Source organism: Neobacillus cucumis (assembly GCF_023715505.1).
In genome coordinates this window covers 96206-113769 of sequence record NZ_JAMBOH010000017.1, presented here as the reverse complement: position 1 = coordinate 113769, position 17564 = coordinate 96206, and the positions used below count along the sequence as shown (strand labels likewise).

Below are 17564 nucleotides of genomic sequence, written 5' to 3'. Positions count from 1 at the left end.
GTTTTCTCTTATATCTTTAATTGGAGCTCATTTGCGCTCTGTCTTTGTTCACTTTTAATAGTAGCTTGAGCAGCTGCAAGGCGAGCAAGTGGGACACGGTACGGTGAGCAGCTTACATAATCCAATCCAACATCAAAACAGAATTGGATAGAGCCTTTTTCTCCGCCATGCTCTCCACAAATTCCCGTTTTTAACCCTGGCTTTGTTTGTCTACCGAGTTTTACGCCTGTTTCCACAAGTTTGCCTACTCCTTCTTGATCAAGGATGGCAAATGGATTCTCCGGAAGAACTTTATTTTCAATATAACTTTGAAGGAATTTACCCTCTGCGTCATCACGACTATATCCAAAAGTAGTTTGTGTTAAATCATTTGTTCCGAATGAGAAAAAATCCGCATCTTGAGCAATTTGGTCAGCTGTTAATGCCGCTCGAGGAATTTCAATCATTGTGCCTATGAGATAATTTTGTTCCTGGCCTGTTTCTGCCCTAACTTGTGTTTCGGCATCCATAACTAATTGTCTCATTTGTTTCAGCTCATTTACATGACCAACCAAAGGAATCATAATCTCTGGCTTTACTTCAATTCCTTGTTGCGTTACTTTAGCAATTGCATAAAAGATTGCTTTCGCCTGCATAACATAAATTTCTGGATGAATCATTCCCAAACGACAGCCTCGGTGACCAAGCATTGGATTAAATTCTTCAAGTTGACGTACTTTTCTTAGAAGATATTCCTTCTCTTTTAATTCTTTAGAGTTTGGATCTGTTATTTGTAGCTTTGTCACTTCAATTAATAATTCTTCTTTATCCGGCAAAAATTCGTGAAGAGGTGGGTCCAATAGACGAATGGTTACAGGAAGTCCCTGCATGGCATAAAAAATTCCTTCAAAGTCTTCTTGTTGCATTGGTAATAACTTATCAAGAGCTACTTTACGCTCCTCATATGTTTCTGCGAGTATCATATCCTGAACAATTGGTATACGATCCGCATCCATAAACATATGTTCTGTACGGCATAATCCGATTCCACCAGCACCAAATTCCAAAGCCTTTTTGGCATCTTCTGGATTGTCCGCATTTGCTCTAACACCTAGCTTTCTCTCCTCATCCGCCCAAGTAAGCAACAATTTAAATTCATCCGATAGCTGTGGCTCAATCATAGGGGTTTCACCTAACATAATTTCACCAGTTGAACCGTCAATGGTAATCATATCGCCTTGTTTGATAACAATCATTTCTCCTACTTTAAACTGCTTTGCTTTTAAATCAATCTTTAATGATTCACAGCCACAAATACAAGGTTTTCCCATGCCCCTAGCAACAACTGCAGCATGGCTTGTCATCCCACCCCGGCTTGTGACCGTTGCTTGAGCTGCAACAATTCCGTGAATATCATCAGGTGTAGTTTCTGGGCGAACAAGTATTACCTTATTACCTTCTTTTGCTAAAAGTTCTGCCTTATTCGCATCAAATACTACCTGACCTGTTGCCGCTCCAGGGGATGCTGGTAGACCTTTAGCTAACGGTTTCCGTTCATATGAATCATCAATTCGACGATGAAGCAACTGATTTAGCTGATCAGGATCAACACGTAAAATGGCCTCTTTCTTATTAATAATTTGTTCTTCTACCAATTCAACTGCAATTCTTATTGCAGCTTGAGCTGTTCTTTTACCATTTCGAGTTTGCAGAATAAATAATTTACCACGCTCCACAGTAAACTCAATATCCTGCATGTCACGATAATGTTTTTCAAGAAGTTGACACGTCTCAACAAACTGCTCATAAACCTCTGGCATTTCATCCTTTAGAGCAGAGATAGGCTGAGGGGTACGAATGCCTGCTACAACATCCTCTCCTTGAGCATTTATTAAATATTCACCATAAAGTTTACGTTCTCCTGAAGACGGGTTACGTGTAAAGGCAACTCCCGTTCCCGAGTCGTTTCCCATATTTCCGAAAACCATACTTTGAATATTTACTGCTGTACCAAGATGACCCGGGATTTTTTGAAGACGGCGATATACAATAGCACGTGGATTATTCCAGGAATCAAAAACAGCATTGATAGAAAGAAATAATTGTTCTTTTGAATCCTGTGGAAAAGCCTTTCTCGTATGCTTTTTCACAATATCCTTGTATCCTTTAATCACTGCTTGCCAATCAGCTGCAGTCATTTCCGGATCTGTTGAATATCCCTTTTCTTCTCTTATTTCTTCTAGAAATTGCTCAAAATAAAAACCATCTATACCAAGGACAACATCACTAAACATCTGAATAAACCTGCGATAAGAGTCATATGCAAAACGCGGATTATTTGTAAGTCTGGCCATCCCTTCTACAGTTTCATCGTTCATTCCTAGGTTTAAAACCGTGTCCATCATTCCCGGCATTGAAAATACTGCACCGGAACGGACTGAAACAAGCAGCGGATTAACTGGGTTCCCGAATCTTTTACCTGTTTTTTCTTCAAGATTATGAAGAGCATCTAAAACTTGAAATTGGAGTTCTGTAGGAATGGATTTTGTCGCATCATAATATGAATTGCAGGCTTCTGTTGAAATAGTAAAACCATAAGGAACAGGCAAACCAATTCGGGTCATCTCTGCCAAATTTGCTCCCTTTCCTCCTAAAAGTTCCCTCATTTCACTGTTTCCCTCATCAAACATAAATACAAATTTACTCATGATACCCCACCAATCTCTTTTTTAGCATTTCTAATATTAAATCAGCTGTCTCTTCCACCGCCTTATTGGAAACATCAATGATCGGACAACCTAAGCGTTTCATAATCTTCTCAGCATAGAGTAATTCCTCAAGAATCCTTTCTAAATTCGCATAATTCACCTGAGCTGTTAACCCTAAACTTTTTAAACGCTCTTTCCGTATTTCATTCAGTTTATCTGGTGTAATCACTAAGCCAACACATATATTTCTTCCAATTTCAAAAAGTTCATCAGGAGGTGCTACTTCTGGTACCAAAGGTATATTTGCCACATTCAATCCTTTATGGGCCAAATAGATAGAAAGTGGTGTTTTTGATGTTCTAGAAATTCCGATTAATACAATGTCTGCACGTTTTAACCCATGAGGATCCCGTCCATCATCGTATTTTACTGCGAATTCAATGGCTTTGACCCTTCGGAAATAGTTAGCATCTAATTTCCTCATTAATCCAGGCTCACACTTGGGGGCCTTATTAAATGTTTGACTAAATGCATCCAAAAGTGGGCTCATTAAATCTATCGCAATAATCCCTTCAGCAAGTGCTCTTTTGTCAAGATACTCTTTTAAAAACGGAATTACGATCGTAAATGCAATGATGGAGCTACTTTGCTTCGATAGATAAATAACATCTTCAATATCCTCGATTTGTTGTACATAGGACCTATGTTTTATTTCAATATGGCCTCCATTAAATTGGGCTGAAACTGCCTTAACGAGTAGCTCTGCTGTTTCTCCCACCGAGTCCGAAATTACATATACAATTTCCTTCTGTTTCAAATTTGTTCTACCTTTCTATATCAGGTACTTTCGTTAATAAATCATGCTTGTGTGTTGAGACAAACATCCTATCTACACAAACTTAACCTCAAAATCAACCGGACTATTAAGAATAATCTAAATCATTCTGTTAAAAAAGAAGAGCCAACTTATTTGTAAGAATGGCTCTATCTAAGATTTTAAGAATTTATCACACACAAACACACGTTTATATATTTTAAAAAGATTACTTTAATTGAGTAAATCCTCGATATATGAACAAATTGTAGTGAAACTTAATTTTTAGGGGCTTTTTCCCAATCAGCAATGAATTTTGCAATCCCTTGGTCTGTTAGCGGATGCTTAGAAATTTGCTCAATGACTGAAAATGGAATCGTTGCAATATGGGCACCAGCCAAAGCTACACGAGTGACATGATCCGGATGACGAACGGATGCTGCAATAATTTGGGTATTAAAACCATGTACGCGGAATAGTTCGGCTACGTTAGATACTAATTGCACCCCGTCCTCAGAAATGTCATCCAAGCGTCCTAAGAAAGGAGATACATAAGTTGCACCTGCACGAGCTGCTAATAACGCTTGATTCACAGTAAAGATAAGAGTAACATTCGTTTTTACTCCTTTATCCGCAAGATATCGGCACGCCTCTAAACCAGCTAAAGTCATAGGGAGTTTAATTGTAACCTTCTCATCCCCGCCGTTAATTTTGATAAGCTCTTCAGCTTGCGCAATCATTTCCTCAGCGGTCACTGCATCTGGAGTCACTTCAGCCGAAACAGATTCTAAACTTGGGACAGCTTGGCAGATTTCAGCTATGCTATCTTCAAATTTAACTCCTTCTTTAGCCACTAAAGAAGGGTTAGTTGTAACACCGGCTAAAACGCCGATTCTATATGCCTTTTTGATATCCTCAAGATTTGCTGTATCAATAAAAAGTTTCATGAAAAATCTCCTTATTATTTAATGTATACTTATTTTGTTTTTCTTTTTATTTGTAAACTATCTATTGATGTTACACAAAGTTCACACACGCTATATTCGGCTTCCTAGCATAGCAAAAGTTATTTTTTCAGCTTCATAAATTGATATTTTTTTGACACGATTTGCGTGCCTGCCGCCTTCAAAAGGGGTTGTTAACCATATTCTAGCAATATCGCGTGCTAAACCCGGACCAATGACACGCTCTCCCATGGATAAAATGTTTGTATCGTTATGTTCTCTTGTTGCTTTAGCACTGAATGTATCATGCACAAGCGCACATCGAATTCCATTAACCTTGTTAGCTGCGATACTCATTCCAATACCAGTTCCGCAGATTAAGATTCCACGGTCTACTTCACCGTTTGCTACCTTCTCAGCTACGGGAATAGCGTAATCTGGATAGTCAACAGAGGAGTTGCCCTCACATCCTAGATCTACGTACTCAATATTCATCTCCTTCATTAATGAGATGATTTCTTTGCGAATATTCATGCCGCCATGATCAGATGCAATGGCTACTTTCATGTTCTTCCTCCTATCCCTCTTTTAAAAGGGCCAAACAGTGAATTATCGTATTCTTATGGAATACTCTATTATTCAGCTACATCTATTCTTTTGATTAGATATAGCATAATATTCTAGTTACCATTTTGGCCTAGTTAGCAAGTCCTTCACTTTTCATTACCTCATCAATACTTGCTATTACTTGCGATTCATCATCACCTGTTGCAATGACCTTCACACTTGCGCCTTTTGGAATGCCCAAAGACATAACTCCCATAATCGATTTTAAGTTAACTTGTTTCCCTTTATATTCAATCTTCACGTCCGAAGTAAATGGAGAAGCAGCTCTAACTAACGCCGTGGAAGGTCGAGCATGAATACCTGTTTCATCAATTATCGTGTAACTTTTTTCAATCACCTATAATTCCTCCACTCTATTTCATGTAAACTATTAAAATAGCGCTTTTACTTTTTTGACTATATTATCTACAGTAAATCCATAATTCTCGATTATTTGTTGACCAGGAGCTGAAGCACCGTACTTATCAATCCCTAATACCTCTCCTTCTGTTCCTACGTAACGGTACCATCCAGAAGAAGCACCCATTTCAATCGCAAGACGTTTTGTCACAACTTTTGGCAAAACCGATTCTTTATACTCGGCAGATTGGGCTTCAAAGCGATCCAAGGCAGGCATACTAATAACAGATACATCAATCCCCTCTTGTGCCAATGCTTGTTGTGCTTTCACTGCAAGTTCAACCTCAGAACCCGTTGCTAAAAGAAGCGCATCAGCCGTTTCTTTCTTACTTGGGGAAATCACATAGGCACCTTTGGATACCTTCTCATACGTATCGTCTTCTGCCCCTTCCAAAATTGTTAAATCCTGACGAGACAACACTAGTGCTGTTGGCTTGTCCGTAGATTCTAGAGCAATTCTCCAAGCTGCACTTGATTCATTTCCATCAGCAGGGCGAATAACAGATAAACCTGGCATAACACGTAGTGCTGCTAACTGCTCAATCGGTTCGTGTGTAGGTCCATCTTCACCGACTGCAATACTGTCATGTGTAAATACGTATGTCACAGGAAGCTTCATTAAGGCTGCAAGGCGAATGGCAGGACGTAAGTAATCTGAGAATACGAAGAATGTCCCTCCATAAGTTTTCAAACCACCATGTAAAGCAATTCCATTCATTGCAGCACCCATTGCAAATTCACGGACACCGTACCAGATGTTTTTACCGCTATAATCTAATGTCGAAAAATCATTTTCTTTTTTCATATAGGTTTTGTTGGAGCCTGCAAGATCGGCAGATCCGCCAAAGAAAGATAGAACTGTTGCCGCAATCGCATTAATTGCGTCTCCTGAAGAGGAACGGGTAGCAATCCTTTTACCTACTGCATATTTAGGAAGGGCATCCTCCCAATTCTTAGGCAAGCATCCTTCAATAGCCAATTTTAATTCGTATGCTAACTCAGGGTAAGAATTCTGGTATTGAGTAAACAACGTGTTCCATTCCGCTTCTGTTTGCTTGCCAGCTTCTTTAACAGCTGTACGGAAATGATTGTATACTTCTTCTGGCACATGGAAATCATCAAAATTCCATCCATATGCTTGTTTTGCTAACGCTGCTTCCTCCTTGCCAAGTGGTGAACCGTGTGAATCAGCTTTCCCCGCTTTATTTGGAGAACCGAAACCGATGGTTGTCTTTACTTCAATTAAGGTCGGACGGGTTTGGTCCCCTTTTGCTTCTGCAATCGCTTTTGTAATTTCTTCTATATTATTACCGTCTTCTACTCTCAGCACTTGCCATCCGTAAGCCTTGTAACGGTCTGCCACGTTTTCAGAGAAGGAGCGGTTTAAGTCTCCATCAAGTGAAATATCGTTTGAATCGTATAGGACAATTAAACGTCCCAAGCATAAGTGGGCAGCCAGCGATGACGCCTCTGCAGAAACACCTTCCATTAAGTCCCCATCCCCACAAATTACATATGTATGATGATTAACAATATCATACCCATCACGATTAAATTTTGCCGCCAAGTGCCGTTCTGCCATAGCCATACCGACTGCCATTGCAATTCCTTGCCCCAATGGTCCCGTCGTAGCATCTACCCCGGGAGTATGACCAAACTCTGGATGACCTGGTGTCTTGCTTTCCCATTGTCGGAAAGATTTAATGTCTCCAAGGGAGACATCATATCCTGATAAGTGCAGTAAGCTATATAAAAGCATTGAACCGTGGCCAGCTGAAAGAACAAATCGATCCCGGTTAAACCATTGTGGATTTACAGGATTTTGATTCATGAATTTTGTCCATAAAGTAAAAGCCATTGGAGCGGCACCCATTGGCATACCAGGATGTCCTGAATTTGATTTTTCGATTGCATCGATAGAGAGTGCGCGTATAGCGTCAATAGATAATTGCTCAATCGATTTTTCTATAGTTAGATTCATTTCTCATTCATCCCCTGCTAAATGATTTAAAAATAATGGGACGATATTTGACTTCGTCCCAGTTTTTTTGCAATTCCTAATCCAATAAAGCTTTTCCAGTAAGCTCGTCTGTGATCAATACATGTATTAATTTTCCTTCCAAGGCGGCTTTGATAGCCTGGACTTTTTCTAACCCACAGGCCACTCCTACAACAAGGGGAATTTCTTTTAATTGCTCTAGTTTCAAAGAAATCACCTGTTCATTCCAAGAATTAGAAGAGGTATCTCCATTCTTATTAATGAAGTTGTAACAAATATCTCCGACCACGTCCGTATGGTTAAAATACTCTTGAGTCTCCTGACCTAGATAGGTTTTCACCATAGTTGAGTGTTCGGGAGTTCCGCCTATCCCAACAATGGCTATATTCGCTTTGGCCGCCAAATCAAAAATTTCTTGAATAGAGGTTTGGCGCATAAAGATCTCTTTTGCTTCTTTGGAATCTACCATTACCGGTGCATGAAGGAGTTTGTATTGTCCTTGCAGGTTTCCTGCAAGCTTTGCAACAAGAGCGTTAGCATGGATATCCACCCTCTCATTTCCCATTCCTCCCACTAAAGGAACAAAAGTAACGGATGGAAATTGCTGATTGGTGGATAATGCCTCAGCAACCTCTTGTAAAGTTGTCCCTGACGAAACTCCAACCGTTTGGCCATCCCGAATGACTCTTAACAAATATTTACTTGCCGCTGCCCCCAAACGATTCTTGGAGGTCTCATTTCCAAGGTTCGGAATACACATAACCTCTCGTAATCCATATAGGCGTTCTATTTTTCCTTCTAACTGCCGGTATGGGTGAATAGTTTCATCATGGATAATGACTTCAACAATCCCCAGCTCTTTTGCTTTGGCAAGATATTTTGAAATAAGAGAGCGGCTTACACCGATTTCATTGGCAATATGCGATTGAGTAGCTCCCTCTTCGTAATACATTTGAGCTATTTTAACAAGTATTCTTCTATCTTCAAAAGACACGTTTATCAACCCCCTTTACTTTTTCTATTTCTCGGAGGTCCACTTCTGCTACTCCTTAAATTCAATCACACTGCCATTTTTATATTTAGGTAAGACAGATGGTGAAACAAATACGGCTCCTGGAAGAACCTCATTTTCTGGTTCCGAGAAGTAAATGGAAATATGGCCAAGTTCCTTTAAATTATTATTAGCTGCAGATCCAACTGCCAAAATCTTATATTCTTGATCATCCACTTGAAAAACTCCGCCTTCTTTAATAGAAACCTCAGAATTGTCTATTACACTTTCATGAATGATTGATACTTCCTTTAATTCTTGAGGAGCTTGAGGTCCAAACAGGATATTAACTTTTTCTTCCTCAAATGCTAAAGCTAAAGCCCCAACTTCTGTTACAACACTTTTATACATAATTGATTTCCTCCAATAAAACGTTTTTAAATTTAGATTTTTAATACATTCCAAAACTTGCAACATAGGCAATTACGACGGCTAAAACCCCGGTAATTAAACGGCTGTATAATACTGCTGGCACACCGTATTGTACGGTTTCCGGCTTAGCTTCTCCAAGTGATAAACCGACTGGTATGAAATCGGCGCCAACCTGCCCATTTATTGCAAATAATGCAGGTAAGGCAAACTGAGGAGGAATATTCCCCGCAGCGATTTGCGTACCAATCAGCACCCCAATTACCTGTGAAATAACGGCACCCGGACCTAGGACTGGTGATAAGAATGGCAGAGTACAAACAATAACAATAACGATAAGTCCCCATAAAGAACTGGCCAGCGGTGAAAGAGAATGAGCGATTAAATCTCCTATTCCTGTATAATTAATGATTCCAATTAGCATACTAACAAAAGCCATAAAAGGAATAATATTTTTAATCAACATGTCAATTGAATCGCGACCTGCCTGATAAAAGATTCCCGTTACTTTTCCGATTCCTCTCGAAAATCGCATTAAAAAGTTTCCATTTTCATTGAGTTTTTCTTTTTTTAATTGTTCATAATTCTTTTTGAAGCTTTCCTTGTCGTTGGTATCAAATTTTGCCTCATTGTCATCTTCCTGACTGGCTACTGCTGCTGCAGATTCAACCACTCCTTGCCCTTCTGGCAAGGCGATTGATTTTTCCGTAACTCCTGAAACAAAAATATCTTCAGTAATATGTTTTGCAAGCGGACCTGATGGAGAAGACGGAAGAATATCTACGGTTGGAATTCGCTTCATTGGGTAAAGACCAATTCTAGCTGTTCCTCCACAGTCAATAACTACACACATTATTTCATCTTCAGGAACAGAGTTTTTAAAACCGTCCACTGCTTCGGTTCCTGACAATTCAGCTATTTTTCTGGCAACAGGGTGAATTCCACCGCCTGTAATGGATACTACCTTTACTTTTTTTCCTTTTGGCTCAATTAGCAGACCTTTTCCCCAGCCGCCTGAACCTTTATTTACAAATATTGCTCTCTTTTCCATAATGATCCTCCTCTCATGAATTCGCTTCCATCTTTCTTGCTAAAAACTTAGTAATTTGTTCGGTGATAATTCCACGTATAAGCATAATGACAATTCCCACTAAAAAGTAACGAACGGCTAGTTCGGATGTTGAATAACCTGCTTGTTTTAAACCATTGGCAATTCCTAAATAAACAAACAGCTCACCAGCATTAGCATAAGGAAATAATGCTGTTACTGGATGTAAAAAAGAAACTAAAGAATCATAAAATGCCGGCTTTTGTTTGTCTGGTACAAAACGTCCGAATGTATAAGCCATTGGATTGGTCAATAACATAATCGATAAAATCGGCATTAAAGTGTATCTTAGTAGCATGTATTTTGCAGCAAATTGAATCGCATTATTGATTCTTTCTTCCCCTACAAACTTAATGACTGCATACGTAAAGGTAAGTAAAACCACCAAGGTGGGTACAATACCAGTTAATAAACCCATAAATTGTTTTCCGCCTGCTTCGAACATTCCGATAAAGTGTGTTCCAAACCATTGAATCCATTCCATCGATGTGAACGCTCCTCTCCATTAATTCGTCGTAATATTTTTTTTAGCTATTGATAGTAAAGCATTTTCGGCAGCCTTTGAAAGTGCCGCACTAACAGCAGGTACTTTATGACGCTTTCCTGTTTTTAATTGATTTTCTTGTACCTCGCTTAACAAGGTCCCAACATGTTTACCTTTATATTTAACTACTTCTTTAAACTTCGATAATACTGAAAAACCATTAACCACATAACACTCTTGAATCATGTAGCTATTGTTGACAATTATCATCGCGATTGCCCCTGGCCTAAATTTCCTTTTCTCCATACTAGAAAATAAGTAATATCCTTCTGTTTCCTTGTAACGACTTACTATCTTTTCCATGCTTTTACGGTAAGAACGGACTTGGATAAAGGTTAAGGCATATTGGACAATTAACAAACTGCAAAGAATAATGGTAATTTTCATATAATTGAATTCACTCCTCATGTAAGTAGCCCTAAGGTTTTAAAAAAGGCTGCAAAACTTGCTCTTCAAGAATCAGGTTTTGCAGCCCCCCTGCATACTTACCCTTTATTTGAGCGATTCGAATCTCAAACAGTTACTGATTCTTGAAGTATTTTTGAATCTACTACTGAAGTTGTAGGAAATAAACTATCTTGTAGTGTTCTTAATTTCCAAACAGTGGTGTTAACATCTAACTCGACATCATCCGTAGTTAGGAATTGACCTTGTTTGATATCTTTCTTGGCAATAACTTTGCCACTAATTAAACCAATTGGAATATGTGCGTTTCTTTTCATTTTTTGATGAGTTTCAATAACCCCACGTACAGAATATCCACCGATACCATCAATTGATTCTCCGGCTTTAATATCACGTTTTGCTACTGCTACGGTATCAGAAACCGGTCCACCTAGAGGTTGAATTGAACCTTCGTTTTGTAATATAGCTTTTGCAATCGTTATTGGTGTTTCCAGACTTGCTAAGTGGAACGGACGATACAAGATGTGGTGATCTCTCTCACCTTTTTTCATCAAGTAACTTAATTCATGAGCTACGCCTTCATTTTGACCTTTAACAATGACGAACACCCCAGGAGCAAGACCATCAACATATTCTACTACACCAAATTTATTCAATACTCCGCCATTTTCTTTTAAATCTAAATCTTTTAAAACTGAATCAAGGTCACCGGCAATTCCGTGCATTCCAACAACATCCGGCACAAATCCCATTGCATTTGATAATAAGTTCATTTCTGCCATTGTTTTTGTTCCATCTTGGAAAGCGGCTAACATATGCGCGGCCATTTTATTACGTTTCGCTTCTTCTGCTGCTGTATCAGGATTTGCTGTTATACGCAATTTATTATTTTTCCCTTTACCTGCAACAAGTACTTCCATACCCATTGTTTTAGCAAATTCGAATAATTCTAGTGTTGCTGCTGGCTCATCACCTGCAGAACCTGTGTAAACCAATCCAGCATTTTTAAATAACTGGTGCATGATTGAACCAATAGTAATGTCTACTTCAACATTTAGTAGAACAAGATGTTTTTTCGATCTTAGTGTTTCTAATGAAATGTTAGCTCCTACTTCTGGAACACCTGTTGCATCTACAATTACCTCTACGTTTGAAGACTGAATGACTTTACGGAAGTCATTAGATACAAGGATTTGTTCTTTTTTTACAGAATTTTGGTTATAGTAATCTGCAGCTCTTTGCGCAGCGTCAATATTAATATCACTAATACCCGTAACACTCATTCCTGGAATAGTCGAAATTTGAGCAATCATTCCAAATCCCATTTGGCCGGCACCGATAACCCCTACTCTAATTGGTTGATTAGCCTTTTCTCTTTCTAAAAGCTGTGTGTAAATTGACATTTGCTTCATCTCCCTATTTTTTGAATGTTAAATCTTTTAATCGTTTTCATACTAAACTATAACAATACTAACATTTGTTATTAAATTTAACATTTTATAAAAATATATAACAAATTTATTATAGTGTAGAAAAAGATTTAAATTTGTGTCATTTGATAACTCTATTACCATTTGCTACAAACTTATTATAGAATGCATTGAAAAGGCTGTCAATAAAAATTTGGGGAGAAAATTTATTTAAAGGAGGTCGTTACATGAACCGAATTGATTATTATTACGATGCAAGCACCCAAGGCGAAAACCATTGTGCTTGCTGTCTCTGCTGTAATCCTTTGTAATCAAAGGGATATTCTTCTTCAGGAACGGGTTGATAATGGAATGTGGCCTTTACCTGGAGGTGGGATGGAACCAGGTGAAACAGTGGAAGATGCAATAAAAAGAGAGGTGATGGAGGAAACAGGATTGGTAGTTGTAGTAAAGAAATTGGTTGGAATCTATAGTGATCCCAATCATGTAATTAAATATGCAGATGGAGAAGTCAGACAGCAATTTTCTATTTGTTTTTTATGTGAGGTAATAGATGGTTCAATCAGAACAAGTCATGAATCAAAAAGGGTAGCATTTGTTCCATTACGTGATTTGCATACTATTCATATTCATGAATCCCAAATTATCCGAATTCAGGATGCACTTAGTGACAAAAATCAGCCCTTTTTAAGATAGATGGTTTTACCCATCTATCTTAAAAAGGGCTGAGGAAGTATTATTTTTACAACACAAAAGCCACTTCCTTAATTTTACAGAAGCGGCTTTTTCTATATTGATTAGTTACAATTCATTACCAGACCCCAAATTTCTTCAAAACAGTTTATTCTACTTGGAATTTTGTTCATGAAAGGTGCTACCACCATATCGTAAAGATACTGGGGTGTTAAAAGACATTAATTAGAAGATTTTTTTTTTAATTTCATTTTTTCTATAAATCCTTAAATTTTTTAAATGCCTTTTTCGTTTCATTTACGTACCTTATCAGCCTAAGGGGTTTACTAATGACTCTTTTAGGAATTTCATCAATGAACTTGCTATGATCCTCTTTATATTCTTTAGTCAAATCTGTCGGTTTTGATATAACTCTCTTATATATTTCTTTAGATAACTCCCTCGTTGGACTCATGTTAGTGACCATTTTACGATGGCAATTGGTACACTCAATAGATAAAACTTTACCGTTTAAATACTGAACGCAATGTAAAGTTTCATCATGGCAATTCGAGCAATAAAGAGCGGAATCTATCTCTGTAATTTTCATATAGTTTTACTCCTTTACAAATATTCTATAAACTTTGTTGGGAAAAAGGATTATCACTTTATTATTACATGCCTATTTATCTAAATACTTCTTCTCAGTTAATTGTATAAGAGAGAGAAAAACCTAATGAATTGACTTAAGTATTTATAATAAAATTTTCATTTATTTTTAATATAGCACCCGTAGTTTGTTCATCAATAATAAGTACTTCAATAAATTGACCTCATAGAGCACCGGCACACTTTCCGCTTTATGTATTCCCTCACCTACATTAATCACCTTTTGTATTTTTTTATTCCACTAGGGAATTTCGACACCAAATCCGCCGTAGCCCATCCATTTTTAGTTCCATCACTCCACATGCTCTTGTGGTAATTGCAGAGAACAAAGATGTAGTTAGCACCTACATAAGTATAATTTTTTATATAACTATTTACAAAAACAGTGGACAATTCTTTAAAAATCAATTAGGAGAAGTTCCGAGGCTGATGCTTCATCAATAATCAAAATATCCAGATAATTGCCTCTAAGAGCACCCCTTATACTTTCCAGCTTTTTTCTTCCCTCAACAACTCCGATAACAATTTGAATTTTCTTTAATTCATCTAACGTTATCCCAATTACTTTTTCGTTTATTGGATGATTGATTGGTTGACCATTATAATCTAGGAAACGAGATATTATGTCCCCAATTGCGCCACATTTTCTTAAATCCTCGATGTCCTCTTGTTTTACATAGCCTATTTTCTCCAGTGTAGATTCTTTATAGGGATTCCCAATTCCAACTAGGGCTAAATCTACCTTCCTTGCATCTTCCAAGACTGATTTAACATCCTGCATGTCTACAAGTCTATTTTTAAGCTCCTCAGAATCGATAATGGCAGGTGCATAAAGATAGGAGCAGGATCCATTCATTTTTTTAGCAAGCTCATAAGCAAGCTGATTGGCATGAATATCCACCTGCTGGGTTCCCATTCCCCCAACCAAAGGAATAATTTTTACATCTTCTCTATTTTCATATGGATACTCTCTTACTAGTTCTGCTAACGTGCTTCCCCAGCCAATTCCAATACTTTTTACATCTTTCAAGTTTTTAATAATATAATTAGCAGCCACCTGTCCAATGACCTTTTTCCTCATTTCAGAATATTGATCCACAATCGGAACAACAACTACATCCTTCAATCCATAGCGTTCTTCTATTAATCCTTCTAATTCAACGGTATGAACCGTCTCATCTTTGATAAATACCTCTACGATTCCGTAATCCTTTGCCTTTTGAAGCTGCTTAGAAATAAACGGGCGTGATACCCCTATTTTCTTGGCAATCTGTTCCTGTGTAAATCCCTCTCTATAATAAAAACTAGCTACTTTAACTAACTGCCTTCTCTCTTCCCAGCTAAGCATGAATTCACCTCGAAAATTCTCCTTTTATATCCTTAATTATATCATTAATTTTATTTTTACCAGACCAGTTAAAAATAATAAAAGGAGGGCCAAATCCGGTCCACTCCTTTTAGCAATTAAAGTTATACTTTTAATTATTCAGCAAGGTTTAGTACCGTTACTTTTTCACGCGTCATTGATTCAAGGCTCTTCCGGATTCCCTGAGCTCCCATACCAGATCCTTTTACACCGATAAACGGGAAGTGATCAGGACCACGTTCAGTACGTCCATTAATTTGAACAGAGCCTGTTTCGATTTTATTGGCTATCGTAAATGCTTTATTAATGTCTTTAGTAAAGACACTTGCCTGTAAGCCAAATTCAGATTGATTAGCAATAGCGATAGCTTCTTCATCAGATGAAACACGGATTACAGGCAGTACAGGCCCGAACGGTTCTTCCCAGGCTACAACCATATCCTCTGTCACATGATCAAGAAGAGTAGGATAAATCAAATTGTGATCCCGCTTATTTCCTATTACTAGGGTTGCCCCTTTTTCAATGGCATCATCAATTAGACCTTGAACGAAGTCAGCAGATCGATTATCGATCAAAGGAACAACTGTGTTGCCTTCTTCCGGAGATCCTACAGGCAATTTTTCAATTTTTTTCTTTAAAATGGCGACAAGCTCGTCCGCTACACGTTCATGGACTAATACCCGTTTGATGGCTGTACAACGCTGCCCGGAATAAGAAAATGCACCGCTGATAATATGTTTTGACGCTTCATGTAAGTCAGCGTCTTCCCGCACAATACCAGGGTCTTTCCCGCCAAGCTCAAGTACAAGTGGAATCATTGCTGCTTTTTTCGCTAAGCGAATTCCAGTATTGGTCCCTCCGGTAAAGGAAATCATATTAATTCCTGCATGCTCAACTAAGTAATCACCAATGTCAGAGCCACGACCTGTTACAATATTAACAATACCTGCTGGAAAGTCTGCTTTGTGTAGTGCCTCAATCATTTTAATTCCACTGATAGCTCCTTGAGTAGCAGGTTTAAAGATAACTGCATTACCAGAAATCAGAGCTGGTGCTAATTTAGCAGCAGCTAAATTGACAGGATAGTTAAACGGAGGGATGGCAAGTACAACTCCTAGCGGAACTCGTTCAATAATTGCAACCTTAGATTTAGATCCGCCCGGGAAGCTGTCTCCCCTCATACTTTCACCATGCATATGCAATGCTTCATCAACCGTGTAACGAATCAAATCCGCAGTACGGACGACTTCATTCTTTGCATCTTTAATACTTTTCCCTACTTCTTTCATTATAATTTCAGCAATTTCATCCTGCATGTTCACTAATTGATCTGCCCATTTATATAAAAACTTTGCTCGTTCTTGAAGGGAAGTTTCTGCCCAAATTTTTTGTGCCTCGTGAGCATAATAAATTGCCTCATCTACCTCTTCAGTTGTAATTCCCTGTACTTTTCCAATTACTTCATTAAGATAAGGCGAAGTAATATTTATCGTTTTCCCTGACTTACTTTTTCTCCATTCCCCGTTAAGATAAAAATTATAAGCAGTTAAAGGTAGTACATTTGTAGACATAATCATCCTCCTCAGGTACAAAGTTATATATTATTTTAATGTTAATAATTTTCAATCTTTTTATTATATAAAAAACATAAAAGTACTTTTAAAAAGGAAATTTCACCAATACTTTTACCACCCCCTAATATTCAATAGGTATATCTTTTATCCACTTTTATTAACTGAATATTCAGTTTTCATAACATTTGTTACTTATATAAAATTTTGTTAATTACTTATGTGGCTATTATAAAATTGGTTGAAAGAGTTGTCAATGAAAAATAAGTGTTAGCTGAAAGTATTCCTGAGATAGATTTAATAGGGTATGCAGAAAAATAAGGTAATTATATCTGAGATAGTTTCCTAACACTTTAAATTTATTTAACAAATTAGCGCAAAATTAAAAAGTGAGGTTATATGGCAACGGTCACTAATTTTCAACTACTTACGATAAAGGAACTGCCATCAAATTTGGCTTCGGGGCAAGTTCTAGTCGCGATGCGTGGATCACTACCCTGTGTTCATGCCTTTTTAGAACAGTAGTGGTGATGTGTTTTTGCGTTTATGTGTATGAATCCCGGATTAACACTTATCGGATGGTTCCGAGCAAAACTAGGACGTTGGGCAGGCATTCCCATTTCTTGGTTATACCCGCTTTTATTTGTATTTGACACAGGACGAATCTAGGTGATCTAAAGTTTTTAGTACGAACCACTCTTTTTCCCAGACCGCCCCTTGAATGGATAGAAAATTTAAGAATGTGTGGAAGCTAAAAAGGCAACTTCATAAGGAATGAAGTTGCCAATCAAGGGTTTAATTTATTTTTTAAATGGTGCTTGTATTAAAAATAGTTAAAACAAGCTATATATTTTTTACTTTACTTTTAAACATAGTATTATCAGTAAATCCATGTTAAATTTGTGCTCT

16 protein-coding genes are annotated in these 17564 nt (G+C 37.7%); 1 reads left to right on the top strand and 15 read right to left on the bottom strand.

What is annotated here, in order from left to right; translation table 11 throughout:
• Window positions 1–8: 8 nt before the first annotated feature.
• The 12 genes from ppdK to M3226_RS21225 form a co-directional block, all read right to left on the bottom strand.
• Window positions 9–2687: a pyruvate, phosphate dikinase gene (ppdK, locus tag M3226_RS21280; RefSeq protein WP_251570423.1), complete on the bottom strand. Its 2679-nt coding sequence runs from the start codon at window positions 2685–2687 to the stop codon at window positions 9–11.
• Entirely contained in the window at window positions 2680–3504 is an 825-nt protein-coding gene (locus tag M3226_RS21275; protein WP_251570422.1) for a pyruvate, water dikinase regulatory protein, read from the bottom strand. The genes ppdK and M3226_RS21275 overlap by 8 nt, the downstream gene beginning before the upstream one ends.
• Window positions 3505–3779: 275 nt before the next feature.
• Complete coding sequence (gene fsa / locus M3226_RS21270) at window positions 3780–4448, bottom strand: fructose-6-phosphate aldolase (RefSeq protein WP_251570420.1); 669 nt, start codon at window positions 4446–4448, stop codon at window positions 3780–3782.
• Between the two features lie 90 nt (window positions 4449–4538).
• Window positions 4539–5012: a ribose 5-phosphate isomerase B gene (rpiB, locus tag M3226_RS21265; protein ID WP_251570418.1), complete on the bottom strand. Its 474-nt coding sequence runs from the start codon at window positions 5010–5012 to the stop codon at window positions 4539–4541.
• 130 nt (window positions 5013–5142) lie between these two features.
• On the bottom strand, window positions 5143–5409 hold the full coding sequence (locus M3226_RS21260) for a phosphocarrier protein HPr (protein ID WP_308211973.1): 267 nt from the start codon (window positions 5407–5409) through the stop codon (window positions 5143–5145).
• Window positions 5410–5442: 33 nt separating this feature from the next.
• Window positions 5443–7440: a transketolase gene (gene tkt / locus M3226_RS21255; RefSeq protein ID WP_251570447.1), complete on the bottom strand. Its 1998-nt coding sequence runs from the start codon at window positions 7438–7440 to the stop codon at window positions 5443–5445.
• Window positions 7441–7528: 88 nt separating this feature from the next.
• Complete coding sequence (locus M3226_RS21250) at window positions 7529–8464, bottom strand: sugar-binding transcriptional regulator (RefSeq protein WP_251570416.1); 936 nt, start codon at window positions 8462–8464, stop codon at window positions 7529–7531.
• A gap of 48 nt (window positions 8465–8512) precedes the next feature.
• Window positions 8513–8872, bottom strand: a complete 360-nt coding sequence (locus M3226_RS21245) for a PTS glucitol/sorbitol transporter subunit IIA (RefSeq protein ID WP_251570415.1) — start codon at window positions 8870–8872, stop codon at window positions 8513–8515.
• Window positions 8873–8912: 40 nt separating this feature from the next.
• Window positions 8913–9941 (bottom strand): PTS glucitol/sorbitol transporter subunit IIB, encoded by a 1029-nt coding sequence (gene srlE, locus M3226_RS21240; protein WP_251570413.1) that lies wholly within the window; start codon window positions 9939–9941, stop codon window positions 8913–8915.
• A gap of 13 nt (window positions 9942–9954) precedes the next feature.
• A complete protein-coding gene (gene srlA, locus M3226_RS21235; RefSeq protein WP_251570411.1) occupies window positions 9955–10482 on the bottom strand; it encodes a PTS glucitol/sorbitol transporter subunit IIC in 528 nt (175 codons plus the stop codon).
• 21 nt (window positions 10483–10503) lie between these two features.
• Window positions 10504–10929 (bottom strand): transcriptional regulator GutM, encoded by a 426-nt coding sequence (locus M3226_RS21230; RefSeq protein ID WP_251570410.1) that lies wholly within the window; start codon window positions 10927–10929, stop codon window positions 10504–10506.
• A gap of 125 nt (window positions 10930–11054) precedes the next feature.
• On the bottom strand, window positions 11055–12350 hold the full coding sequence (locus M3226_RS21225; protein ID WP_251570407.1) for an NAD(P)H-dependent oxidoreductase: 1296 nt from the start codon (window positions 12348–12350) through the stop codon (window positions 11055–11057).
• A gap of 264 nt (window positions 12351–12614) precedes the next feature.
• Between M3226_RS21225 and M3226_RS21220 the strand changes: the two genes are divergently transcribed.
• Window positions 12615–13073 carry an NUDIX domain-containing protein gene (locus M3226_RS21220; protein ID WP_251570405.1) on the top strand — a complete coding sequence of 153 codons (459 nt, stop codon included), beginning with the start codon at window positions 12615–12617 and terminating at the stop codon, window positions 13071–13073.
• 253 nt (window positions 13074–13326) lie between these two features.
• Here the strand turns inward: M3226_RS21220 and M3226_RS21215 are convergent, their stop codons facing one another.
• From M3226_RS21215 to M3226_RS21205, 3 genes are all read right to left on the bottom strand, one after another.
• Window positions 13327–13659 carry a bh protein gene (locus M3226_RS21215; RefSeq protein WP_251570403.1) on the bottom strand — a complete coding sequence of 111 codons (333 nt, stop codon included), beginning with the start codon at window positions 13657–13659 and terminating at the stop codon, window positions 13327–13329.
• A 456-nt stretch (window positions 13660–14115) separates the two neighbouring features.
• Window positions 14116–15066, bottom strand: coding sequence for a sugar-binding transcriptional regulator (locus M3226_RS21210; RefSeq protein WP_251570402.1), 951 nt, complete (start codon window positions 15064–15066; stop codon window positions 14116–14118).
• A gap of 134 nt (window positions 15067–15200) precedes the next feature.
• Entirely contained in the window at window positions 15201–16655 is a 1455-nt protein-coding gene (locus M3226_RS21205; RefSeq protein ID WP_251570400.1) for an NADP-dependent glyceraldehyde-3-phosphate dehydrogenase, read from the bottom strand.
• Between the last annotated feature and the right edge of the window lie 909 nt (window positions 16656–17564).